Annotated in this window: 19 protein-coding genes; 8 read left to right on the top strand and 11 right to left on the bottom strand. The window is 64.9% G+C overall.

Going from position 1 to position 18,611, the window contains the following annotated elements:
* Positions 1 to 116 precede the first annotated feature (116 nt).
* From GUY30_RS07265 to GUY30_RS07250, 4 genes are all read left to right on the top strand, one after another.
* Entirely contained in the window at positions 117 to 1,391 is a 1,275-nt protein-coding gene (locus GUY30_RS07265; RefSeq protein WP_167195642.1) for a magnesium transporter MgtE N-terminal domain-containing protein, read from the top strand.
* Between the two features lie 2 nt (positions 1,392 to 1,393).
* Positions 1,394 to 1,942, top strand: coding sequence for a DUF1003 domain-containing protein (locus GUY30_RS07260; RefSeq protein ID WP_167195640.1), 549 nt, complete (start codon positions 1,394 to 1,396; stop codon positions 1,940 to 1,942).
* Positions 1,943 to 2,011: 69 nt separating this feature from the next.
* A complete protein-coding gene (locus tag GUY30_RS07255) occupies positions 2,012 to 3,133 on the top strand; it encodes an Mrp/NBP35 family ATP-binding protein (RefSeq protein ID WP_167195637.1) in 1,122 nt (373 codons plus the stop codon).
* 4 nt (positions 3,134 to 3,137) lie between these two features.
* Complete coding sequence (locus GUY30_RS07250) at positions 3,138 to 4,559, top strand: polysaccharide deacetylase family protein (RefSeq protein ID WP_167195634.1); 1,422 nt, start codon at positions 3,138 to 3,140, stop codon at positions 4,557 to 4,559.
* 86 nt (positions 4,560 to 4,645) lie between these two features.
* Here the strand turns inward: GUY30_RS07250 and GUY30_RS07245 are convergent, their stop codons facing one another.
* Positions 4,646 to 5,101 carry a twin-arginine translocase TatA/TatE family subunit gene (locus tag GUY30_RS07245; protein ID WP_167195631.1) on the bottom strand — a complete coding sequence of 152 codons (456 nt, stop codon included), beginning with the start codon at positions 5,099 to 5,101 and terminating at the stop codon, positions 4,646 to 4,648.
* 82 nt (positions 5,102 to 5,183) lie between these two features.
* On the opposite strand from GUY30_RS07245, the gene GUY30_RS07240 reads away from it, so the two are divergent.
* Positions 5,184 to 5,516 carry an MGMT family protein gene (locus GUY30_RS07240; RefSeq protein ID WP_167195628.1) on the top strand — a complete coding sequence of 111 codons (333 nt, stop codon included), beginning with the start codon at positions 5,184 to 5,186 and terminating at the stop codon, positions 5,514 to 5,516.
* A gap of 36 nt (positions 5,517 to 5,552) precedes the next feature.
* Complete coding sequence (locus GUY30_RS07235) at positions 5,553 to 6,188, top strand: O-methyltransferase (RefSeq protein WP_167195625.1); 636 nt, start codon at positions 5,553 to 5,555, stop codon at positions 6,186 to 6,188.
* Positions 6,189 to 6,266: 78 nt separating this feature from the next.
* Here the strand turns inward: GUY30_RS07235 and GUY30_RS07230 are convergent, their stop codons facing one another.
* From GUY30_RS07230 to dapE, 6 genes are all read right to left on the bottom strand, one after another.
* Positions 6,267 to 6,437 carry a DUF3117 domain-containing protein gene (locus GUY30_RS07230; protein WP_064485784.1) on the bottom strand — a complete coding sequence of 57 codons (171 nt, stop codon included), beginning with the start codon at positions 6,435 to 6,437 and terminating at the stop codon, positions 6,267 to 6,269.
* A 117-nt stretch (positions 6,438 to 6,554) separates the two neighbouring features.
* Positions 6,555 to 7,790, bottom strand: coding sequence for a hypothetical protein (locus tag GUY30_RS07225; RefSeq protein ID WP_167195622.1), 1,236 nt, complete (start codon positions 7,788 to 7,790; stop codon positions 6,555 to 6,557).
* Positions 7,787 to 8,122 carry a DivIVA domain-containing protein gene (locus tag GUY30_RS07220; RefSeq protein WP_167195619.1) on the bottom strand — a complete coding sequence of 112 codons (336 nt, stop codon included), beginning with the start codon at positions 8,120 to 8,122 and terminating at the stop codon, positions 7,787 to 7,789. Before GUY30_RS07220 ends, GUY30_RS07225 begins: the two co-directional genes overlap by 4 nt.
* Before the next feature lie 35 nt (positions 8,123 to 8,157).
* Entirely contained in the window at positions 8,158 to 9,057 is a 900-nt protein-coding gene (folP, locus tag GUY30_RS07215; protein ID WP_228281792.1) for a dihydropteroate synthase, read from the bottom strand.
* Positions 9,054 to 9,926, bottom strand: coding sequence for an LOG family protein (locus GUY30_RS07210; protein WP_167195616.1), 873 nt, complete (start codon positions 9,924 to 9,926; stop codon positions 9,054 to 9,056). Before GUY30_RS07210 ends, folP begins: the two co-directional genes overlap by 4 nt.
* Before the next feature lie 5 nt (positions 9,927 to 9,931).
* Positions 9,932 to 11,098 carry a succinyl-diaminopimelate desuccinylase gene (gene dapE, locus GUY30_RS07205; RefSeq protein ID WP_167195613.1) on the bottom strand — a complete coding sequence of 389 codons (1,167 nt, stop codon included), beginning with the start codon at positions 11,096 to 11,098 and terminating at the stop codon, positions 9,932 to 9,934.
* 41 nt (positions 11,099 to 11,139) lie between these two features.
* On the opposite strand from dapE, the gene dapD reads away from it, so the two are divergent.
* Positions 11,140 to 12,084: a 2,3,4,5-tetrahydropyridine-2,6-dicarboxylate N-succinyltransferase gene (gene dapD / locus GUY30_RS07200; protein ID WP_167195610.1), complete on the top strand. Its 945-nt coding sequence runs from the start codon at positions 11,140 to 11,142 to the stop codon at positions 12,082 to 12,084.
* Positions 12,085 to 12,462: 378 nt separating this feature from the next.
* Here dapD and GUY30_RS07195 read toward each other — a convergent pair whose 3' ends face one another.
* The 3 genes from GUY30_RS07195 to fdxA form a co-directional block, all read right to left on the bottom strand.
* Positions 12,463 to 13,746: a citrate synthase gene (locus GUY30_RS07195; RefSeq protein ID WP_167195607.1), complete on the bottom strand. Its 1,284-nt coding sequence runs from the start codon at positions 13,744 to 13,746 to the stop codon at positions 12,463 to 12,465.
* A 234-nt stretch (positions 13,747 to 13,980) separates the two neighbouring features.
* Positions 13,981 to 15,102, bottom strand: coding sequence for a succinyldiaminopimelate transaminase (gene dapC / locus GUY30_RS07190; RefSeq protein WP_167195605.1), 1,122 nt, complete (start codon positions 15,100 to 15,102; stop codon positions 13,981 to 13,983).
* Positions 15,103 to 15,105: 3 nt separating this feature from the next.
* Positions 15,106 to 15,432, bottom strand: a complete 327-nt coding sequence (gene fdxA, locus GUY30_RS07185) for a ferredoxin (protein ID WP_025776980.1) — start codon at positions 15,430 to 15,432, stop codon at positions 15,106 to 15,108.
* Positions 15,433 to 15,622: 190 nt separating this feature from the next.
* Between fdxA and GUY30_RS07180 the strand changes: the two genes are divergently transcribed.
* Complete coding sequence (locus GUY30_RS07180) at positions 15,623 to 16,708, top strand: GNAT family N-acetyltransferase (RefSeq protein WP_167195603.1); 1,086 nt, start codon at positions 15,623 to 15,625, stop codon at positions 16,706 to 16,708.
* Between the two features lie 98 nt (positions 16,709 to 16,806).
* Here the strand turns inward: GUY30_RS07180 and GUY30_RS07175 are convergent, their stop codons facing one another.
* Positions 16,807 to 18,570 (bottom strand): VanW family protein, encoded by a 1,764-nt coding sequence (locus GUY30_RS07175; RefSeq protein WP_228281791.1) that lies wholly within the window; start codon positions 18,568 to 18,570, stop codon positions 16,807 to 16,809.
* Between the last annotated feature and the right edge of the window lie 41 nt (positions 18,571 to 18,611).

The raw sequence follows: 18,611 nt of genomic DNA, 5'->3' as shown, positions 1-18,611 counted from the left end.
GGAGAAGAGGGCGGATGGAACCCGACGCCCGGTCGGTTCACCGCCGGCGACTGTGATCTGGATTCAATTCATTGCGGCAACCACTGAAATCTCCACGCACCACGTAGTCTGAGACCATGAGTGGTCCACCGAAAAGAGTCTTCGTCGCCCGGCTCGTCTCCGCCCCTGTGTTCGACCCTCTCGGAGATCAGGTCGGCCGTGTCCGCGACGCCGTCATCGTCTACCGTGCGACGATGCGGCAGTTCCCCCGAGTCATCGGCCTCGTCGTCGAGGTGCCGGGCCGCCGCCGCGTATTCGTGCCGATGGGACGGGTCACCGCGATCGATTCCGGGCAGGTCATCACCACCGGTCTGGTGAATATGCGCCGGTTCGAACAGCGCGAGTCGGAGACCCTGGTGATGAATGACCTACTCGACCGGCGGCTGCGTCTGCGGGAGGACAACTCACCGGTGCTCGTCGAAGACGTCGGCATCGAACAGCAGGTGAACAAGGACTGGGAGGTCACCCGCCTGTTTGTGCGACGTGTGCCCGAACGCAGCGCCTTCGCCGCGTTCCGCCGGCGCGGTGAGACCAAGCAGATCGATTGGACGGATGCCGACCATCCGGTGGACTCCGAGGTCGATCAGGAAGCCACCCAGCTCATCGCCGCCTACCAGGACACGAAGCCTGCCGACCTCGCCGATGTGCTCTTCGAGATGAATTCGTCCCGTCGCCTCCAGGTGGCCCGGGCACTTGATGACGAACGCCTCGCCGACGTCGTCGAGGAGCTGCCGGCCGAAACCCAGATCGAGATCCTCACGGGGCTCGAGACCGAACGAGCCGTGACCGTGCTCGAGGAGATGGAACCTGATGACGCGGCCGACCTCCTCGGCGAGCTCAGTGATGATCAGGCCGAACGGTTCCTGACTCTCATGGAGCCCGATGAGGCCGAGGATGTGCGTACTCTTCTCGCCTACGACGACGACACCGCCGGCGGTCTGATGACGACCGAACCGGTGATCCTCACCCCGGAAGCCACCGTCGCCGAGGCCCTGGCACATGTGCGCCGGGAGGACCTGCCTGCAGCCCTGGCCGCGGCGGTCTTCGTCTGCCGTCAGCCGGTGGAGACCCCGACTGGCAAGTACCTCGGCCTCGTCCACATCCAGGAGATGCTGCGCCATCCCCCGCACGAGGCCGTGGGCATCATGCTCGACACCGAGGTCGAACCGCTGTCGCCGGAGACTCCTCTCGGCGAAGTGGCGAAGCTGTTGGCCGCGTACAATCTGGTGTCGGTGCCGATCACCGACGACAATGATCGCCTCGTCGGTGTGGTCACCGTCGATGACGTCCTCGACGAGCTTCTGCCCGAGGACTGGCGAACCACCGGTCGTGACGATCGCAGCAGGGGGTAGATATGGCCGTCGATGATTTCGAGATCCCGAGGTCGAGCAAACGCAAGCTCCCGAGCTTCGCCGTGTCTCCCGAGACCTTCGGGCGGGGAGCCGAAGCCTTCGCCCGGTTCATGGGCACTCCCGCGTTCCTCGTCGGAATGACGGTTTTCTGTGCGGTGTGGCTGCTGTGGAACACCCTGTTGCCCGAATCGTGGCAGTTCGACCCGAGGTCGCTCAACTTCACCCTGCTGACCCTCATCCTGTCCCTGCAGGCGTCCTATGCGGCCCCGCTGATCCTGCTCGCAGAGAACCGCAGCACCGACCGCGACCGCGTCGAGTTCGAACACGATCGGCAGCGCGCCGAACGCAATCTCGCCGACACCGAGTACCTGGCACGGGAGGTGGCGGCGCTGCGCATCGCCATGCGTGAGGTCGCCACCCGTGACTTCATCCGGTCCGAGCTCAAGGATCTGCTCAAGGAATTGGAAGAGGAGAGACAGGACGGTGACCGGTCCGACGACACCGATTCCCGGTCGACCGAACAGCGCCGAGGCGGCCCGCGCAGCGGATGACGGAACGACGGGCGAAGCGGTAGGGTTGAGAGCCCGGCAGCACTGATCCGGGAAGGAAAGGACGTGGGTATGACTGGTCCCTCTGAAGACGCTGTGAGAGAGGCACTGACCGGCGTCATCGACCCGGAGATCCGCCGCAACATCGTCGAACTCGATATGGTCGAATCGATCGGCATCGAGGGCGGCAAGGTCACCGTCACTGTTCTCCTCACGATCGCCGGCTGCCCGCTGAAGGACACCATCACCCGGGACACTGAAGCCGCAGTGGCCCGAGTCGACGGGGTCACCGAGGTGGCTGTCGTGCTGGGCACGATGAGCCCCGAACAGCGCAAGGCGATGAAGGAGAAGCTGCAGGGCACCGGTACCCGCGACATCCCGTTCAATCGCTCCGAGTCGCTGACGAAGGTCTACGCCGTCGCGTCCGGAAAAGGCGGCGTCGGAAAATCGTCGGTGACCGCGAACCTTGCCGTGTCCCTGGCGGACAAAGGTCTGCGCGTCGGCATCGTCGATGCCGATATCTACGGCTTCTCCATCCCCGGAATGCTCGGTCTCTCCGGCAAGCCGACCCGCGTCGATGAGATGATCCTGCCCCAGGTCGCTCACAATGTGAAGGTGATGAGCATCGGCATGTTCGTCCCGCCGAGCCAGGCCGTCGTCTGGCGCGGTCCCATGCTCCATCGCGCTCTGCAGCAGTTCCTCACCGATGTGTTCTGGGGCGACCTCGACGTGCTGCTGCTCGATCTGCCTCCCGGCACAGGTGATATTGCGATCTCCGTGGCACAGCTGCTGCCCGGTTCCGAACTCCTCGTCGTCACCACGCCGCAGTCGGCGGCCGCCCAAGTCGCCGAACGTGCGGGATCCATCGCCACACAGACGAAGCAGACGTTGGCGGGAGTCATCGAGAACATGTCATGGATGGAGATGCCCGACGGCACTCGGATGGAGGTGTTCGGCTCCGGCGGAGGTGCCAGCGTGGCCGAGAACCTCGCCGCCACCCTCGATCGGGAGGTTCCGCTGCTCGCTCAGATCCCCTTGGACACTCGTCTGCGGGAAGGTTCGGACGCGGGTACCCCTGTCGTGCTCGGCAATCCCGCTTCGCCTGCGGCGGGGGCTTTCGACGCCCTTGCGGAGTCGCTGCGGCGACGCAGTCGCGGCCTGTCCGGCAGGTCCTTGGGCCTGAGCCCGGTCTGAGTCGGTGTCTCCTCTCTCCCCTCGCGATACCCTCGTCTACTCTGTCTTCGCCGGCCTCAGCGCTCTGACCGCTCTCGTCCTCTTGGCCGGAGCTGTCGTCACTGCATTTCGAGCGGACCCCGCCCCCGGACGGTCGGTGGAACCCGCGCACCGAACGATCGCCGCCGAGAACCGGGACGCTCTCTCCGCAGTGCTGCGCAGCTACGCGCTCGTCTCAGACGAACGCACGCCTCGACTGGACGTCCACACCTTCGGTCTGCCCACGGCCGCCTCGTTGAATGCGGCGATCGAAGAACATGTGCTGTCGCTGATCGACGATTTCGGAGGCTTCGCCGATCGCTCTGCCTTCGACCCCGTGCAGACGGCACCTGTCCACAGGTGGCCGGCGACGGCTTTCACACCAGCGCAGACCAGCATCGATGACGCTCCTGCGTCTCGAGTCGACCCGCGTGCTGTGAACATCAGCACTCGGGTGTTGGCAAGCGGCGGGAACTTCGTCGTCACCGCAGTCGATGTTCAGTCGCCGCATCCGCAGACGAGGCTGCTGCTGACCGATCTCGCCCACGACAGCACGGTCAATGCCCGCCGGCTCTTCGCCGCACCTCTCGACCGGGCAGCCGTCGGCGCCGATGACACCGGCACGCTGACGATCAATGACGCTGCGGTCTCCGACACCGATCTGTCCTCCATCGGCGTCCGTGTCCAGAAGGCGCTGCACAGCAGTCTCGAACTGCCGCGGCCGTTCGATCTGCCCTCCCCCGATTTCTCCTGCGCGCTGCTGCCCTGTGTCGCGCTGACCTATGACGACGGTCCCGGAGAGGCGAAGACCGAACAGACGATCCTCGACGCAGCCGATGAGGCGAACATCCGTCTGACATACTTCTTCCTCGGGAAGAACACAGATGCCTTCCCCGAAGTGGCCGAGCGCATCATCTCCGCCGGCCATGAAGTCGACGATCACACGTTCTCGCATGTGCAGATGGACAAGACCTCCTCGGCGACGATCCGCAGAGAGCGCGACCGGACGGACAGATCACTGCGATCGGTCGGAGTGAAGGAGGAGCCCCTCGTCCGTCCACCGTACGGTGCCCTCGACAAACGCGCAGCACATGCTCTGGGCGGCCCTGCGATCGTCTGGGACGTCGATACCGGAGATTGGCAGCACAGAGATGCGAAGAAGACGGTCCGACGTGTGCAGTCTCTGACTCGCCCCGGATCAATCGTGCTCATGCATTCCATTCATCCGTCGACCGCGAAGGCGGCTCGGGAGGTGTTCTCGGCAGTGGCGGACAAGGGCCTCTACGCAGTGACGGTGCGCGAGCTCTTCTCCGGGATCGAGTGGAAGAAGGGCGGGTCGTACTTCTGCCGCGGCTACGGCGATGAGCTGTGCTCGAATCCCGAACATCCCGCGGTGATGAAGAACTGAGCCACTGACGCTTGCACGGAGGCGGGAATGCAAAACATTCCCAACAGACGCCGTCGGCCTCAGTCCCAGGTGGCTTCCGGGGTGGCTCAGGTGGCTTCAGGATCGAACGGTGCCGCGGCGGAACGGTCGCGCAGGTCGACCTGGGTCTGGAACCGTTCGATGGGTGACAATTCCCGGGCGGGGGCCGCCTCGGTGTCGGTCCGAGTCGACGCTGCAGCACCTGAGGACTCTGCCGATGACGATTCGCCGGCGTTCCGTTCCTGACGCTTGGATTCGCGGATGGCCGCGTCCTCTTCGACGAGTGCCTCGCGCACGATCCGGCGCGGATCGTACTGACGCGGGTCGAGCTTCTGCCAGTCCACGTCCTTGAAGTCGTCGCCGAAATCGCGTCGGACGCTGTCTTTCGCGCCTTCGGCCATGCGACGCATCTGGCGCACGAAGTCGCGCAGCTTCTGAGCGTATTCGGGCAGGCGTTTGGGTCCGATGACGACCAACGCCACAACGATCAGAATCACCATCTCGGTGCCGTTGATACCGAACATGGTCTCAAGTCTACCGTGGACGGCGGTAGCATCGACTCATGGTCAGCACAGGTTCGACATCTCGATCATGCCGGGAGGTGCAGTGGACGAGATAGCCGTCGAACGGGTGCTGCGCATCGTCGAACTCGTTCCCGCCGCGCGCGTCGTCGCCTACGGAACGGTCGGCGCCGTCGCCGACTGCTCACCCCGTTACGTCGGGCGGGTGATGCGGGAATTCGGGTCGAACGTCACGTGGTGGCGGGTCGTCAATGCGGCCGGGGCTCTGCCGGCCGAGATCTTCGCTCGAGCCCGCATCCACTGGGATGACGAAGGCACTCCGCATTCTCACGAGCGCGTCGAACGCACGGCATTCCTCGATGTCGATGAACTCGATCGGCTGTGGCGCACCCACGGAATCGATCCCGAATGCGGTTAGACTTGGGAGAACTCAGCACCAGATGGGAGGGGCCGGTTGGCACGCGAAAATGCAGGTGATCTCACCTTCTCGGAACAGTACAACGGTCCCGATCCGCTGCTCGATGCCGCTCGCACCCACTCTCATGAGTTCGGGATCGCGCCGGTGTCCCAGACCACGGCGAAGACGCTGACTCTGCTTGCCCGACTGCTCACCCCGGTGGCGGCCGTCGAAGTCGGCACCGGTGTCGGAACATCGACCCTGTCGCTGCTGCGCGGAATGCCCACCGCCGGGATACTCACGTCCATCGATACGAACTCCACGACTCAGGGCGCTGCTCGCGACCTCGTCGACATGGCCGGGATCAGACCTGGTCGGCTGCGGCTGATGAGCGGCCGTGCCGAAGAGGTGCTCAAACGACTCGCTCCCGCGGCCTATGACATGGTCTTCATCGACGTGGAGCCGGGCAATCTGGAGAGGATGATCCAGCCGTCACTGCGGCTGCTCGACTCCCAGGGTCTGCTGGTCATCCACAAGACGCTGCTCAAAGGCGCCGTCGCCGATCCCGTCGATCGCAGCCCGCGTACCCAAGCTGCCCGCGGCATGCTCAACCGCATCGCGGAACAGGAACACCTCGAGCGGGTGCTGCTGCCCATCGGCGAAGGTCTGCTGCTTCTGCAGAAGACCCGGTGAAGCGAAAACAGCAGAGACTTACAGGTAAGTCTCTGCTGTTCGTGCGTCTCCGTCCGGCCGTGTTCTGCGGCCGTCGGCTCAGAGCCCCAGTGTCTGGGCGAGAGTGTCGTGGAGTCCGGTGGCTTCATCTCTGCTGAGTTCGATCACCAGGCGACCTCCGCCTTCGACTGGAAGCCGCATCACCATGCTTCGGCCTTCTTCGGTCACTTCCAGAGGTCCGTCGCCGGTGCGGGGTTTCTGGGCTGCCATATGGGCTCTTCCTTCCGTTGTCATACAAAGACGGTTCACACCAGGTGGACCGAAAGATGTACTCCCGATTATTCCATGATCCGCGCGTTCCCGGTAACTCTCCCACTCAATGGACGGTCACGGCGGCAGATCGGCGGGCGGAGTGAAGTGCCACAGGTAGGCGACCCACACGATCTGGAGAAGGATATAGGCCACCAGCATCGCTGCCCGGTAGCCTCGGGAGCGCACCAGCGCCAGGGTCAGCGCCATCGGGAACAGCGGCAGCAGCAGTCGCAGGGTGGAGGTCTGCGGGTTGAAGAAGATGAGCAGGTACACACCGTAGCCGAGGCAGAACAGCTGGAGGGTCCGTCCCATATGCGCGCCGGCCGGAGAGAAGATCAGGGCGAGCATTCCGGCGATGACGATGGCGAGCAGCACCGGGCCGAGCGGACCGATGAGGCTGATCGACCGAGCCACCCACTGGACGACGAACGTGGTCTCTCCGGTGTGCCAGGCCGCCTCGGTGTCGGTATAGGCCGTCAGCGATCCCGTCGCCCACCATGCGTGGATCGGGTGGATGAGGGCCGCCGCGCAGGAGAGCACGCCCAGGGTCCAGGACCGGATCGCCTCACCGGCCGGATACGGATCGCTGCGGCGGCGGAGGAAGCGGTCGATGAGGTGGAAGAGCATGAAGAACGAGAACGCCACGCCGATGGGTCGCGACAGATCCATGAAGACGACGACAGGGAGTGCGGTGAGATAGCGGCGTTCGACCACGAGGAAGAGCGCCGTCGCCTGCAGCAGGAGAGTCAGGGATTCGGCATAGCCGGTGGAGAAGATGGCGGCCGGCGGGAAGAACATCACGAGCGCCAGTCCCATCAGGGCCTGTCCGGCGTCGACGTACTTCCGGAAGAGGTGGAGGACGACGATCGAGGCCAGCCCCGCGGCAAGCGTGGACACGATCGGCGAGATGACCTCGTAGCTCAGCCCCGTGAGGTCGGCCAGAGTGGACACGATCGACGGGTGCAGCGGATAGAATGCCCACTGGTTCTCCGCCACCGCTCCCGTATCGTCGACGGGCAGGATGCGCGGATACCCCTCATCGGCGACGCGTCCGTACCAGCCGCCGTCCCAGAAGTTGAGGAAGTCATTGAGCGTCGTGCTCACCGGGGACGACGACCAGTTCGCCGGGTCCTGACGTTTGAGGACCGCGGCGAAGATCGACATGCTCACGACCCGGGATGCGAAGTACACGGCCACGGCCTGCAGCCACACGGGCAGGCTCATGAACAGAGCGCCAAGGCGGCTGAAGCGGGAGGAGTCGAAGACTTCGGAGGCGAGGGTGATTCCGGGCAGGTCTGCGGGGCGGGTCATCGTGATCCGGCAGCGGTTTCCGGTCCGTCAGGAGCGGTCGTCGGGCCGGCTGTGGTTGCCGCCTCGGCGGAGGTGGTCGCGGATTCGAGCTCGCTCAGGCGTGCGCGCAGCACCGCCATGGCCTCGTCGACGTCGTCCATCCGGTAGCCGCGCAGGGCGGGCCGGAAACGCACCGACTCCAGGTCCTTACTCGTGAACTCCGCAGGCAGCCCGGTCCAGCGTTCTTCGGCCTCGTCGACGGTTTCGGACGAGAAGACGTTGAAGGTCGCCGCGACGACGAACACGAGGACGAAGATCGCGGCCGCGACACCGATGACAATCCACAGAGGCATGCCCCCATTTTCGCATAGGCAAGTGCGCGGAACGCTCAGCGCAGTCCGCGCACGGTGTGTTTCGGTGCCGCTTCGCCGGTGATCGCCACGGTCACGTCGATGGCGTCGGCAGTCGCCCGCACGTCGTGGGTACGGATCATCGCCGCGCCTTTCTCGATGGCCAGCGCGGTGGCGGCGATCGTGCCGTACAGGCGGTGCTGCGGGGCGACCTCTCCGATCGCCTCACCGACGAAGTCCTTGCGTGAGATCGCCAGCAGCACCGGGTAGCCGGTGGCGGTGAACCGTTCGAGTTCGCGCAGCAGCCGCAGCGAGTGATAGGTGTTCTTTCCGAAGTCCGGTGTCGGATCGATGATGATTCGGTCGTCGGGAACGCCCGCCGCGCGGGCCGCCTCGGCGAGCTCGATGACGCCGGACAGGGTCGAGTCGACGACGTCACCGGCCTGCAGACCATAGCGGTTGCGGTGAGCGTCGGTGCGCGGATCCAATCCCCCGGTGTGGGAGCAGACGATGCCGACCTCGTGTCGGGCGGCCACCTCGGCGAGTTTCGGGTCGACCCCGGCCCAAGTGTCATTGAGCAGTCCCGCGCCGGCCCGGCAGGCGGCCTCGGCGACCTCATGGCGCCAGGTGTCGACGCTGATGAGCATGTGCGGGTGGGACCCGGCGACGGCTTCGATGGTCGGGCACACGCGGTCGATCTCCTCGCTCGCGGAGATCTCCGGGCCGCGACCGGCGCGCACTCCCCCGATATCGACGATGCGGGCACCGGCGGAGGCCGCCGCCTCGACGGCGGTGATCGCCTCGTCGAGGGTGGCGGCGGATTCGTAGAAGGAATCGGTGGTGCGGTTGATCACGGCCATGATCGCTGGGGTGCCGGGCCGGGCGCGGGCAAGATCGAACCGTTCGGTCTCCGCCGCTGGTGAAGTGCCGCCCCTCACTGTCGGCCGTCCACAGGATTCGACGCGGTTGAGTCATTCGCTCCCGGTCCGATCGCGGCGACGACCTCATCGATGTCGTCGGTGAGGGTGAACATGTGCAGGTCTGCTTCGCTGATCGTTCCCGCGGCGAGAAGCGAATCGCGCATCCAATCGACGAGTCCGCGCCAATAGTCGGTTCCGAACAGCACGATCGGAAACGAGGTGATCTTGCCGGTCTGGACCATGGTGAGGGCCTCGAAGAGCTCGTCCAGTGTGCCCAAGCCGCCGGGCATGACGACGAATCCCCGCGAGTACTTGAGGAACATGGTCTTGCGCACGAAGAAGTAGCGGAAGTTCACGCCGAGTTCGACGTGCTCGTTGAGGCCGGTTTCGAAGGGCAGCTCGATGCCCAGTCCGATGGACACTCCCCCGCCCTCGCAGGCGCCGTGGTTGCCGGCCTCCATGATTCCGGGTCCTCCGCCGGTGATGATCGCATTGCCGTTCTCTGCGATGCGGCGGGCGATCTCTCGGGTGTCCGAATAGGCTTGCGTGCCGGCTTTGAGACGGGCGGAGCCGAAGATCGACACGGCGGGTCCGATCTCTGCCAGTGAGCCGAATCCTTCGACGAACTCGGCTTGGATGCGCATGACGCGCCACGGATCCTCGTGCACCCAGTCGGTGCCCGACTTCGATTCGAGGAGACGCTGGTCCGTCGTCGCATCCGGCACCTGGTCACCGCTCAGCCGCAGCGGCCCCTTGCTGTAGTAGCTCGGGTCGCCGGCTGTGTCGGACTTCGGATCTCCTGTCGGAGTGCCTGTCAGGGTGCCCGCAGAATCACCTGCCGAGGCGCCTATCGCATCGCCTGTCGGATCGTCCGTCGCTCTGGTCATCTCGTTCACCGGCCCTGGAGGTAGCTGCGCAGAGTTGCGGTGGCCTGTTCCACCTCGGTGACTCTCACATGCTCATCCGCCTTGTGGGCATACAGCGGGTTGCCGGGACCGAAATTCACCGCCGGAACGCCGAGCGCGCTGAATCGCGACACATCCGTCCAGCCGAGCTTCGGGGCCGGGGACAGACCGAGGGTGTCGATGAAGTCCTGCGCGATCGCCCTGTCGAGCCCGGGGCGTGCCCCTTCGGCGGCGTCGGTGACGACGACGTCGAATCCGGTGAACAGCTCGCGCAGGAAGGCCTCTGCTTCGGCTGCGGACTTGCTTGGGGCGAAGCGATAGTTCACGGAGACGACGCATTCGTCGGGCACGACGTTTCCGGCGACTCCCCCGCGGATGTTCACGGCGGACAGGGATTCGCGGTAGTCGAGGCCGTCGACCGTGACCGTGTCGGTTTCGAATTCGGCGAGCCTGGTGAGCACCTCGGCGGCGGAGTGGATGGCGTTGACGCCCATGAATGCCCGGGCCGAGTGGGCGCGGACCCCGGTGGTGGTGACGTCGACGCGGATGGTTCCGTTGCAGCCGCCTTCGACAGAGGCATTCGAGGGTTCGCCGAGGATCGCGAAGTCGCCGGCCAGCCAGTCGGGGTGGTTGCGGGAGACGCGGCCGAGCCCATTGAGCGAGGCATCGACCTCCTCGTGGTCGTAGAAGACCCAGCTGACATCGCGGCTCGGTGCCGTCAGTGCTGCCGCCGTGGACAGCTGCATCGCCACTCCGGCCTTCATATCGCAGGCTCCCCGGCCCCAGATGACCTCATCGTCAGGGTAGTTCTCTCCGGTCATGTGGGTGCGCACCGGCGGAAGGTTGTCTTCGACAGGAACGGTGTCGAGATGGCCGGCGACGACGATGCGCTCGGACAGACCGAGGTTCGTGCGGGCGACGATGGTGTCTCCATCGCGGAGGATCTCCAGGTCTGGTCCCGGTCCCGCGCTGATCTTCTCCAGCACGTCGACGACGGCGTCGGCCAGGGCGGTTTCGTTCCCGGACACGGATTCGACGGCGCACAGGCGGCCGGTGAGTTCGGCCGGGTCGCCCAGTGCGGCGAACAGGTACTCACCGAGCTCGCCGGCAGGAGCGAATATGTCATCAGTCTCAGCAGATGGATCGACAGTCATGTCTCTTAGCCTAGTACGGCGCCACCGTCTAGGCTTGAGGCATGACAGAACGCATAGTTTCCGCACGTGGACTCGCCACGATTCACTCCGACACCGTCCTCTCCGTCTGGTACCCCGCCCTGAGCACCGGTGATACCCATGACGCCGCCGAGGCGGCCGCCACCGCCCGCACAGCCGACGATGGCCTCGACCCCCTGGTGGGCACCGATGAGGCTCGCAGCACCCGCTCCGAGGTCGTCACCACCACGATCGATCTCGACGCCGGTCCCGCCTCGGCGGCCGATGCCTACCTGCGTCTGCACGCGCTCTCCCACCGCGTCGTGGCTCCCAACGATGTCAACCTCGACGGCATCTTCGGCCATATCGCCAATGTCGTGTGGACGTCCTTCGGCGCCTGCTCGCCCGAAGACTTCGAGGCCACTCGCGCGAAGCTGCTGGCCCGCGGACCCGTCGCCGTATACGGACTCGACAAGTTCCCGCGGATGACCGACTTCGTCATCCCCTCCGGTGTGCGCATCGCTGATGCCGACCGTGTCCGCCTCGGCGCCCACGTGGCTCCCGGCACCACGGTCATGCACGAAGGCTTCGTGAACTTCAACGCCGGCACGCTGGGTTCGGCCATGGTCGAAGGCCGCGTCTCGCAGGGCGTCGTCGTCGGTGACGGATCGGACATCGGCGGCGGAGCCTCGATCATGGGCACGCTCTCCGGCGGCGGAACACACCGCATCTCCATCGGCTCGGGCAGCCTGCTCGGTGCGAATGCCGGAGTCGGCATCTCCATCGGCGACGACTGCATCGTGGAAGCCGGCCTCTACATCACCGCCGGCACCCGCGTGACGGTTCCCGGCGAAGGCGATGCCGTGGTCAAGGCAGCCGACCTCAGCGGGAAGAACAACATCCTCTTCCGCCGCAATTCGGTCACCGGCACCGTCGAGGCGATCGCCCGCGACTCCAAGGGCATCGAGCTCAACCCCGACCTGCACTGACCGTCGGCCCAGCCGAATCGCTGAGGGCGCGTTCACATCGTGTGGACGCGCCCTCAGCACATTCATTCACTCCCGGGGCAGCGTGTGCTCTGCGCATTCATTTCTGTGCCGGCGCCCGCCATCCAGCATGCTTCGTGCCGAAACACCGCCATCGTCGCAAGACGTCCCGGGACTGCCATAACGCCCCGCTCCTGCTGGTGGTTATGGCACGAGGGGTGAGGGATGCTGCGGCAGAGCCCGAGCGATCGGGAATAGTGAATGACCAACGACGTCGGGCAGAAGACTCTGCTCCGACGCCGTTGCGTCTGATCGCGGCATTCCCCGTACCGTGGCGGTGCTCAGTCGTCCGCGGAAAAGCGGACTGCCGATCACCGGGACTCAGCGTTCGCTGATGTCCTTATAGGTCCGGTTGTATTCACCCGTGTAGATCTGGCGAGGACGGCCGATCTTCGTCTCGGGGTCCTTGATCATCTCACGCCACTGCGCGATCCAGCCGGGCAGCCGGCCGACCGAGAAGAGCACGGTGAACATATTCGTCGGGAATCCGAGCGCCTTGTAGATGAGGCCCGTGTAGAAGTCGACGTTCGGGTAGAGCTTGCGCTCGACGAAGTAGTCGTCGGCCAGCGCGATCTCTTCGAGCTGCTGAGCCAGTTCGAGCAGCGGGTCGCCGCCGGAACGGGCGAGCACCTCGTCCGCCGTCTTCTTGATGATCTTCGCACGCGGATCGTAGTTCTTGTAAACGCGGTGTCCGAAGCCCATGAGACGAACGCCGTCTTCCTTGTTCTTCACGCGTTCCATGAACTTCTTCGGTCCGTCGTCCGAGGCCGCGATCTGCTCGAGCATCTCGAGAACTGCGGAGTTCGCGCCGCCGTGCAGCGGTCCGGCCAGGGCATTGACGCCGGCCGAGATCGACTGGAACACATTCGCCTGCGAGGAGCCGACGAGACGCACAGTCGAGGTCGAGCAGTTCTGCTCGTGGTCGGCGTGGAGGATGAACAACTGATCCATGGCCTTGACCGCCAGCGGATCCGGCTCATACTCCTCAGCGGGAACGCCGAAGTTCACACGCAGGAAGTTCTCCACGAGGCTGAGCGAATTATCCGGGTGGATGACCGGCAGGCCCATGTTCTTCCGGTGCGCGAGAGCGGCGATGGTCGGCATCTTCGCGAGCAGACGGAACGACGAGGTGTCGATCTGGTCTTCGTCAAAGACATCGAGGTCATCTTGGTAGAACGTCGACAAAGCCGCGACCGCAGCTGCCACCATGGGCATCGGATGGGCATCGTACGGGAACGCGCGGAAGAAGCGGCGCAGATCCTCGTGGACGATGGTGTGTCCGCGCAGGCGAGCGTCGAAGGCGTCGTACTGTTCCTGAGTCGGCAGCTCACCGTAGATGAGGAGGTAGCAGACTTCGACGAAGTTCGACTGTTCGGCGAGCTGTTCGATCGGGTACCCGCGGTACTGCAGTTCGCCGTTGTCACCATCGATGTAGGTGATGGACGACGAGGTGGTTGCGGTGTTGGCAAACCCTGGATCGTATGTGACCGAGCCGGTCTCTTTCAGCAGAGAGCCGATGCGGTATCCGTTGTTGCCCGCTGCGGCCGACACCTCGGGCAGTGTCAGCTCCTTATCAGCGATCCTGAGGTTCGCCTCCGAAGTCATTCGATCTCCTCACCGTTGATCGACCTCAAGAACTTCCTGAGGTATCTTGCACAGTTCTTTCAAAGACTACCGACAACTGCGGGAATCAAAAAATCACTGCACCCTGCATCTACTGGTCGGTAATACTCCTGAGCAGGGCAGATGACAGATATTTTGCCCTGAACGAAGTCTTAGCACGAACTTAGCGGACGCTCGGAAACCGTCGGTTTCCGAGCGCCCAACCCCGCTCCGGGTTCAGTTCGCGGCGGCTCTGAGCCTCTCAGCCGCGGCCCGAATCCGTGCGTCGGTGGCAGTCAGCGCAATCCGCACATGGTCGGCCGCCGCAGCCCCGTAGAACTCGCCGGGACCCGCGACGATGCCGAGTTCGGCCAGGTCAGCCAGGGATTCCCAACAGTTCTTGTCCGCGGTCGACCACAGGTAGAGACCGGCGGTCGAATGGTCGATGCGGAATCCGAACTCTTCGAGACCAGTTCGCAGCTGCTCGCGCCGTGACCGATAGGCCCCCTTCTGAGCGAGCACGTGCGCGGTGTCGCGCAGTCCGGCGACCATCGCCTCCTGGATCGGGAACGGCACGATCATTCCCGCGTGTTTGCGGGATCGGGTGAGATCGGCGATGAGTTCGGCATCACCGGTGACGAACGCCGCACGGTACCCGGCGAGGTTCGACTGCTTCGACATCGAGTACACACTCAGCACGCCGGCGAAAGACTCCCCCGCGGCCGAGAGCACACTCGGTGCCGGCTCATCGGATTCCCAATTGAGCAGTCCGTAGCATTCGTCGGAAGCGACGACGACTCCGGCGGCACGAGCACGCCGAACCACCTCGGCGACGGTGTCGACGTCGAGGACCTCGCCGGTCGGGTTGCTCGGAGTGTTGATCCACAGCAGCCCGATGCCGTCCAAGGAGGCTCCGTCGACGATCTGCGCGGCGTCGACGCGGAGGCAGTCGACCCCGGCGATCGTCGCACCCATCTCGTAGGTCGGGTAGGCGGCGGAGGGACAGGCGACGCTCAGTCCTCGTTCACGCAGCCCCAGCAGCGTCGGCAGCCAGGCCACGAGCTCCTTCGATCCCACGGTCGGCAGGATCTGAGTCGCGGGATCGAGCTGGACCGAATGCCAATGCTCGTACCACCAGGCGATGGCCTCGCGCAGCTGCGCGGTGCCGGCCGTCGTCGGGTAGCCGTGGGCGTCTCCTGCGTCCGACAGCGCACGACGGATCACCTCGGGGGTGGGGTCGACGGGCGTGCCGATGGAGAGGTCACATACTCCGTCCGGATGTGCCTCGGCCCGCCGCCGGAATTCGGTGAGGCGGTCCCAGGGGTAGTCCGGAAGGTTGAGTCCGAAAGCGTTCGTCATCGTTCAGTCGTCGTGGTTCTGCGGCGGCAGGGCCGAGATGATCGGATGGTCCTTGCCGGTGTTGCCGAGCTTCGCAGCGCCTCCGGGCGAACCGAGGTCGTCGAAGAATTCGACATTGGCCTTGTAATACTCTTCCCACTCATCGGGCACATCGTCTTCGTAGAAGATGGCTTCGACGGGGCACACAGGCTCGCACGCACCGCAGTCGACGCATTCGTCGGGGTGGATGTACAGGCTGCGTTCGCCTTCGTAGATGCAGTCGACGGGGCATTCGTCGATGCAGGCCTTGTCCTTGAGGTCGACACAGGGCTGGGCGATGATGTACGTCACTGGGCTGACTCCTCGAAAGACTCACAGATGGTGCGCATATACATCCCACAATACGCCTTCGCCGGATTCCCGTGCCCACCGGTCTCAGGTGATTCGCATTGCATCTGACATCACCGCTCACGCCTGCGCCGGTCCGGGATGTGCGTGTCATAGGGTGGGAGGGCATCAATTTCGCGGAGGAAGGCCAGAAGTGGACGATCTGCAGCCCGGCAGACGAGTGGTCGTGCGGTATTCGCTCGAGCCCGGTGACACCCATTCGACGTCCGATGCCCTCGGCGTCGTCACAGCCGTCGACGCGGCGGGGCTCGAAATCGATACGAAGCGCGGTCCGCTGCGCATCGCTCGCGACCAGGTCCTCCTCGTCCATGAGGTCCCCCCGGCCCCGACGAAGGCCGGACGCACGCATGAGGTCGTCTCCGCCGTGGATCTGCGGCGCATCTCCGCTGCCGCCTGGCTCCCCCACGACGTGTCGTGGTTGCACGTGGAGAACCTGCGCAACGAAGGCACCGAGTCGGCCGCCGAGGTCAGCCTGCTGCAGAAAGGCTGGCTGCTGCGTCATTCGGAATCCGCGACCCGCCGCGCCAATTCCTGCCTGCCGGTGACCGATTCCGGTCTGGGCTGGGAGCAGAGCCTCGACGCCGTCGAAGAGTGGTACCGGACCCGCAACAGGCCCAGTCGCATCCAGATCTATTCGGCCGACGATTCCTCGGCGCTGGCGCCCGAATGCGAGGGGCTCGCTCCCCTTCTCTCTGCTCGCGGCTACACCCCATCGGAGGCCACCCTGCTGCTCACCGGCGCCACGGTCGAAGCGGCCGGCGGCGCGTCCTCCTCCGCCGAGGCGGCCGCTCCCGGACTCATCATCGACGTCGCCGATGCGCCGACTACCGAGCATTTCGCCGCGTGGACGTCCCAGCGCAGCCCCGGTGAGGAACCGGGTTCGGCAGAGGCGTTCCGCACGCTCATCGAAGCCGATCAGCCGTGTGAGTTCGTCACCGCGTACGCCGAGCATCCCGATGGCTCGAAGTCCATGGTGGCGGCGTGCAGGGTCGTCGAACGCAGCAAGTGGGGTGTTATCACCAACCTCATCACTCGCCCCGATCTGCGGCGTCGCGGTGCCGGTCGTTCGGTGGTCTCTGCCGCGGCGGCGCTGCTTGCGCAGCGCGGAGTCCGGTCCTACCTCGTCGATATCGAGTCGAGCAATGACGCGTCGCTGGGTCTCTTCGCCTCTGTCGGTGCGACTGTGCGTCACCGGTCCTGGTACGCCGAAGCCCGCTGACCGGCAGCTGTCGGCTCTGCACCGACTGGGCGCGGCCCCGTCGGAGAGAGCTCGACACTGCCGCCGCGCTCAGACGGGTGCACTCGATCGAAGTGGGCTCAGTCCTTGCACTCGACCTTGTTCACCGGCCGGTAGACCGTGGTGAAGCCGTCCTTCGTGGTCTTGCCCGAAGCGATGTCCTTCATGGTACGGGTGATGCGGATCGACCAGCCGCCCTTCGGTGACTGCGGAGTGCATGACGGCCCGCTTTCGGTGACCGATCCCGGTGAGGTGTGGTTGAACCGGTCCGAGGCGTCGGCCGAGACGTCGTACTTCTTGACGCCGAAGACTTTCGCGTGGACCTCTCCGTCTTTGAGGTACATGTCGAGGACGACGGGGGTCTTCGAGTTGTTCGTGAATTTCATATCGATCGAGGACCAGTCGAGAGTCGACTCCCGCCCTTCCGGGTAGCGGGAGATATAGCGCGAGTGAGCTTGATGCTCGTCGAGGTCGAAGCCGGCGAAGAACGCAGCATTGAACAGCGTCGTCGACACCTGCGAGACTCCGCCGCCGTAGTCCTCCTTCATCTGCCCTTCGGAGATCACGCCGGCAGGTTTGTAGCCGTTCGCGGCGGTGCGCTGGCCCAGAGCCTCGTTGAGGGAGAACTGCTCCCCGGGCTGGACGACGGTGCCGGAGACCTTCTTCGACGCCACCCGCAGGTTGGTGTCTCGGCCGGGTTCCGATTTGTACCCGGTGGAGAAGTGAGACACGGTGTCGGAGACATCGGCCTTCTTCGCGTCCTTCGTCGTGAATTCGGGTTTGACGGAGGACAACGTGACGGTGGGCTTGTCGTCCTTGCCGTTGATGGCATCGGTGACTGCGGTGGTCAGCTCCTTGGCCTTGATCCCGATTCCGTCGCGGGAGGGAACGACTTCGGGTCTGCCGTCCTTGATCTCGAAGCTCGCGTCTTCGGCCGGCCGACCGATGTCCTTGTTCGCGGCCAGCACGGACTTCTGCAGAGCGTCCTGATCGAAGACCGGTTTGAGTTTCGAGTCCTCAGCCTTGAACGTCAGAGTCTTCGCGACGGTCTTCGGGGACACTGTGAGGTCACCGCCTTTGACCTCGGAGTCCGCGTCCTTCGCCGGTTTCGCGGTGATCGTGAGATCCTTGCTCACGGCGTCTTTCGCGAAGCCGTCGGCCATGTCTTCGGCTTCGTCCGTGGTGATATCGGGATCGACGCTCGTCGGGCTGACCGGCAGAGCACCCTCGGTGCGCAGCCAATTCTCGTCCACGGCGGTGCGCACGGCGGCGGTGTCGACAGTCTGGCCGTTCTTGCCGTCCTTGACCTTCGGTGTGGTCTTGTCGTACTCGAGTTCGGCGTCTTTGGGTTCGACGGTCAGTGCCTCGGTGACCTTCGCGGTTTCCTTGTCGAACTTCTCCTCATCGACCTCGATGACGGGGTCGACCTCATCTTCGCCGAACAGGCGGTCCCAGATGACGGTGGGGTCGAGGCTGAAGCCGGTGATGCGCTCGACTGTCGCTTCCGCGTCGAAGGTGATTCCGGCCTTCTCCGGGTCGAGCTTCGCCGTCGGCTCTCCGGCCTTTAAGACGATGACCTTCTCCGCGTCATCGCGCAGATCATTGCGCAGGGTGGTCTCGGCGTCTGTCGCGGACTTGCCGCCGATATCGATTCCGGCCACGGTCGTTCCCGGTGCCAGCATACGACCGCTGAAGAAGCCGATCACCACGTAGATGGCGGCCAGCACGACGACTGCCAGGAGGACGATGAAGGGCCAGATCGTCTTCTTGCGGGCAGCGCTGCCGGACGGGTCGGGCCCGCCGGCGTTCGAGGTTCCATCGGAAAAGGTATTGGTCGGCATCATTCTCCCGAGGGTGTCGATAACGACTGATTCGGTGCGGTTCG

This window comes from Brevibacterium pigmentatum (assembly GCF_011617465.1).
Lineage (GTDB): Bacteria > Actinomycetota > Actinomycetes > Actinomycetales > Brevibacteriaceae > Brevibacterium > Brevibacterium pigmentatum.
This window is presented reverse-complemented; position numbering and strand designations above follow the sequence as displayed.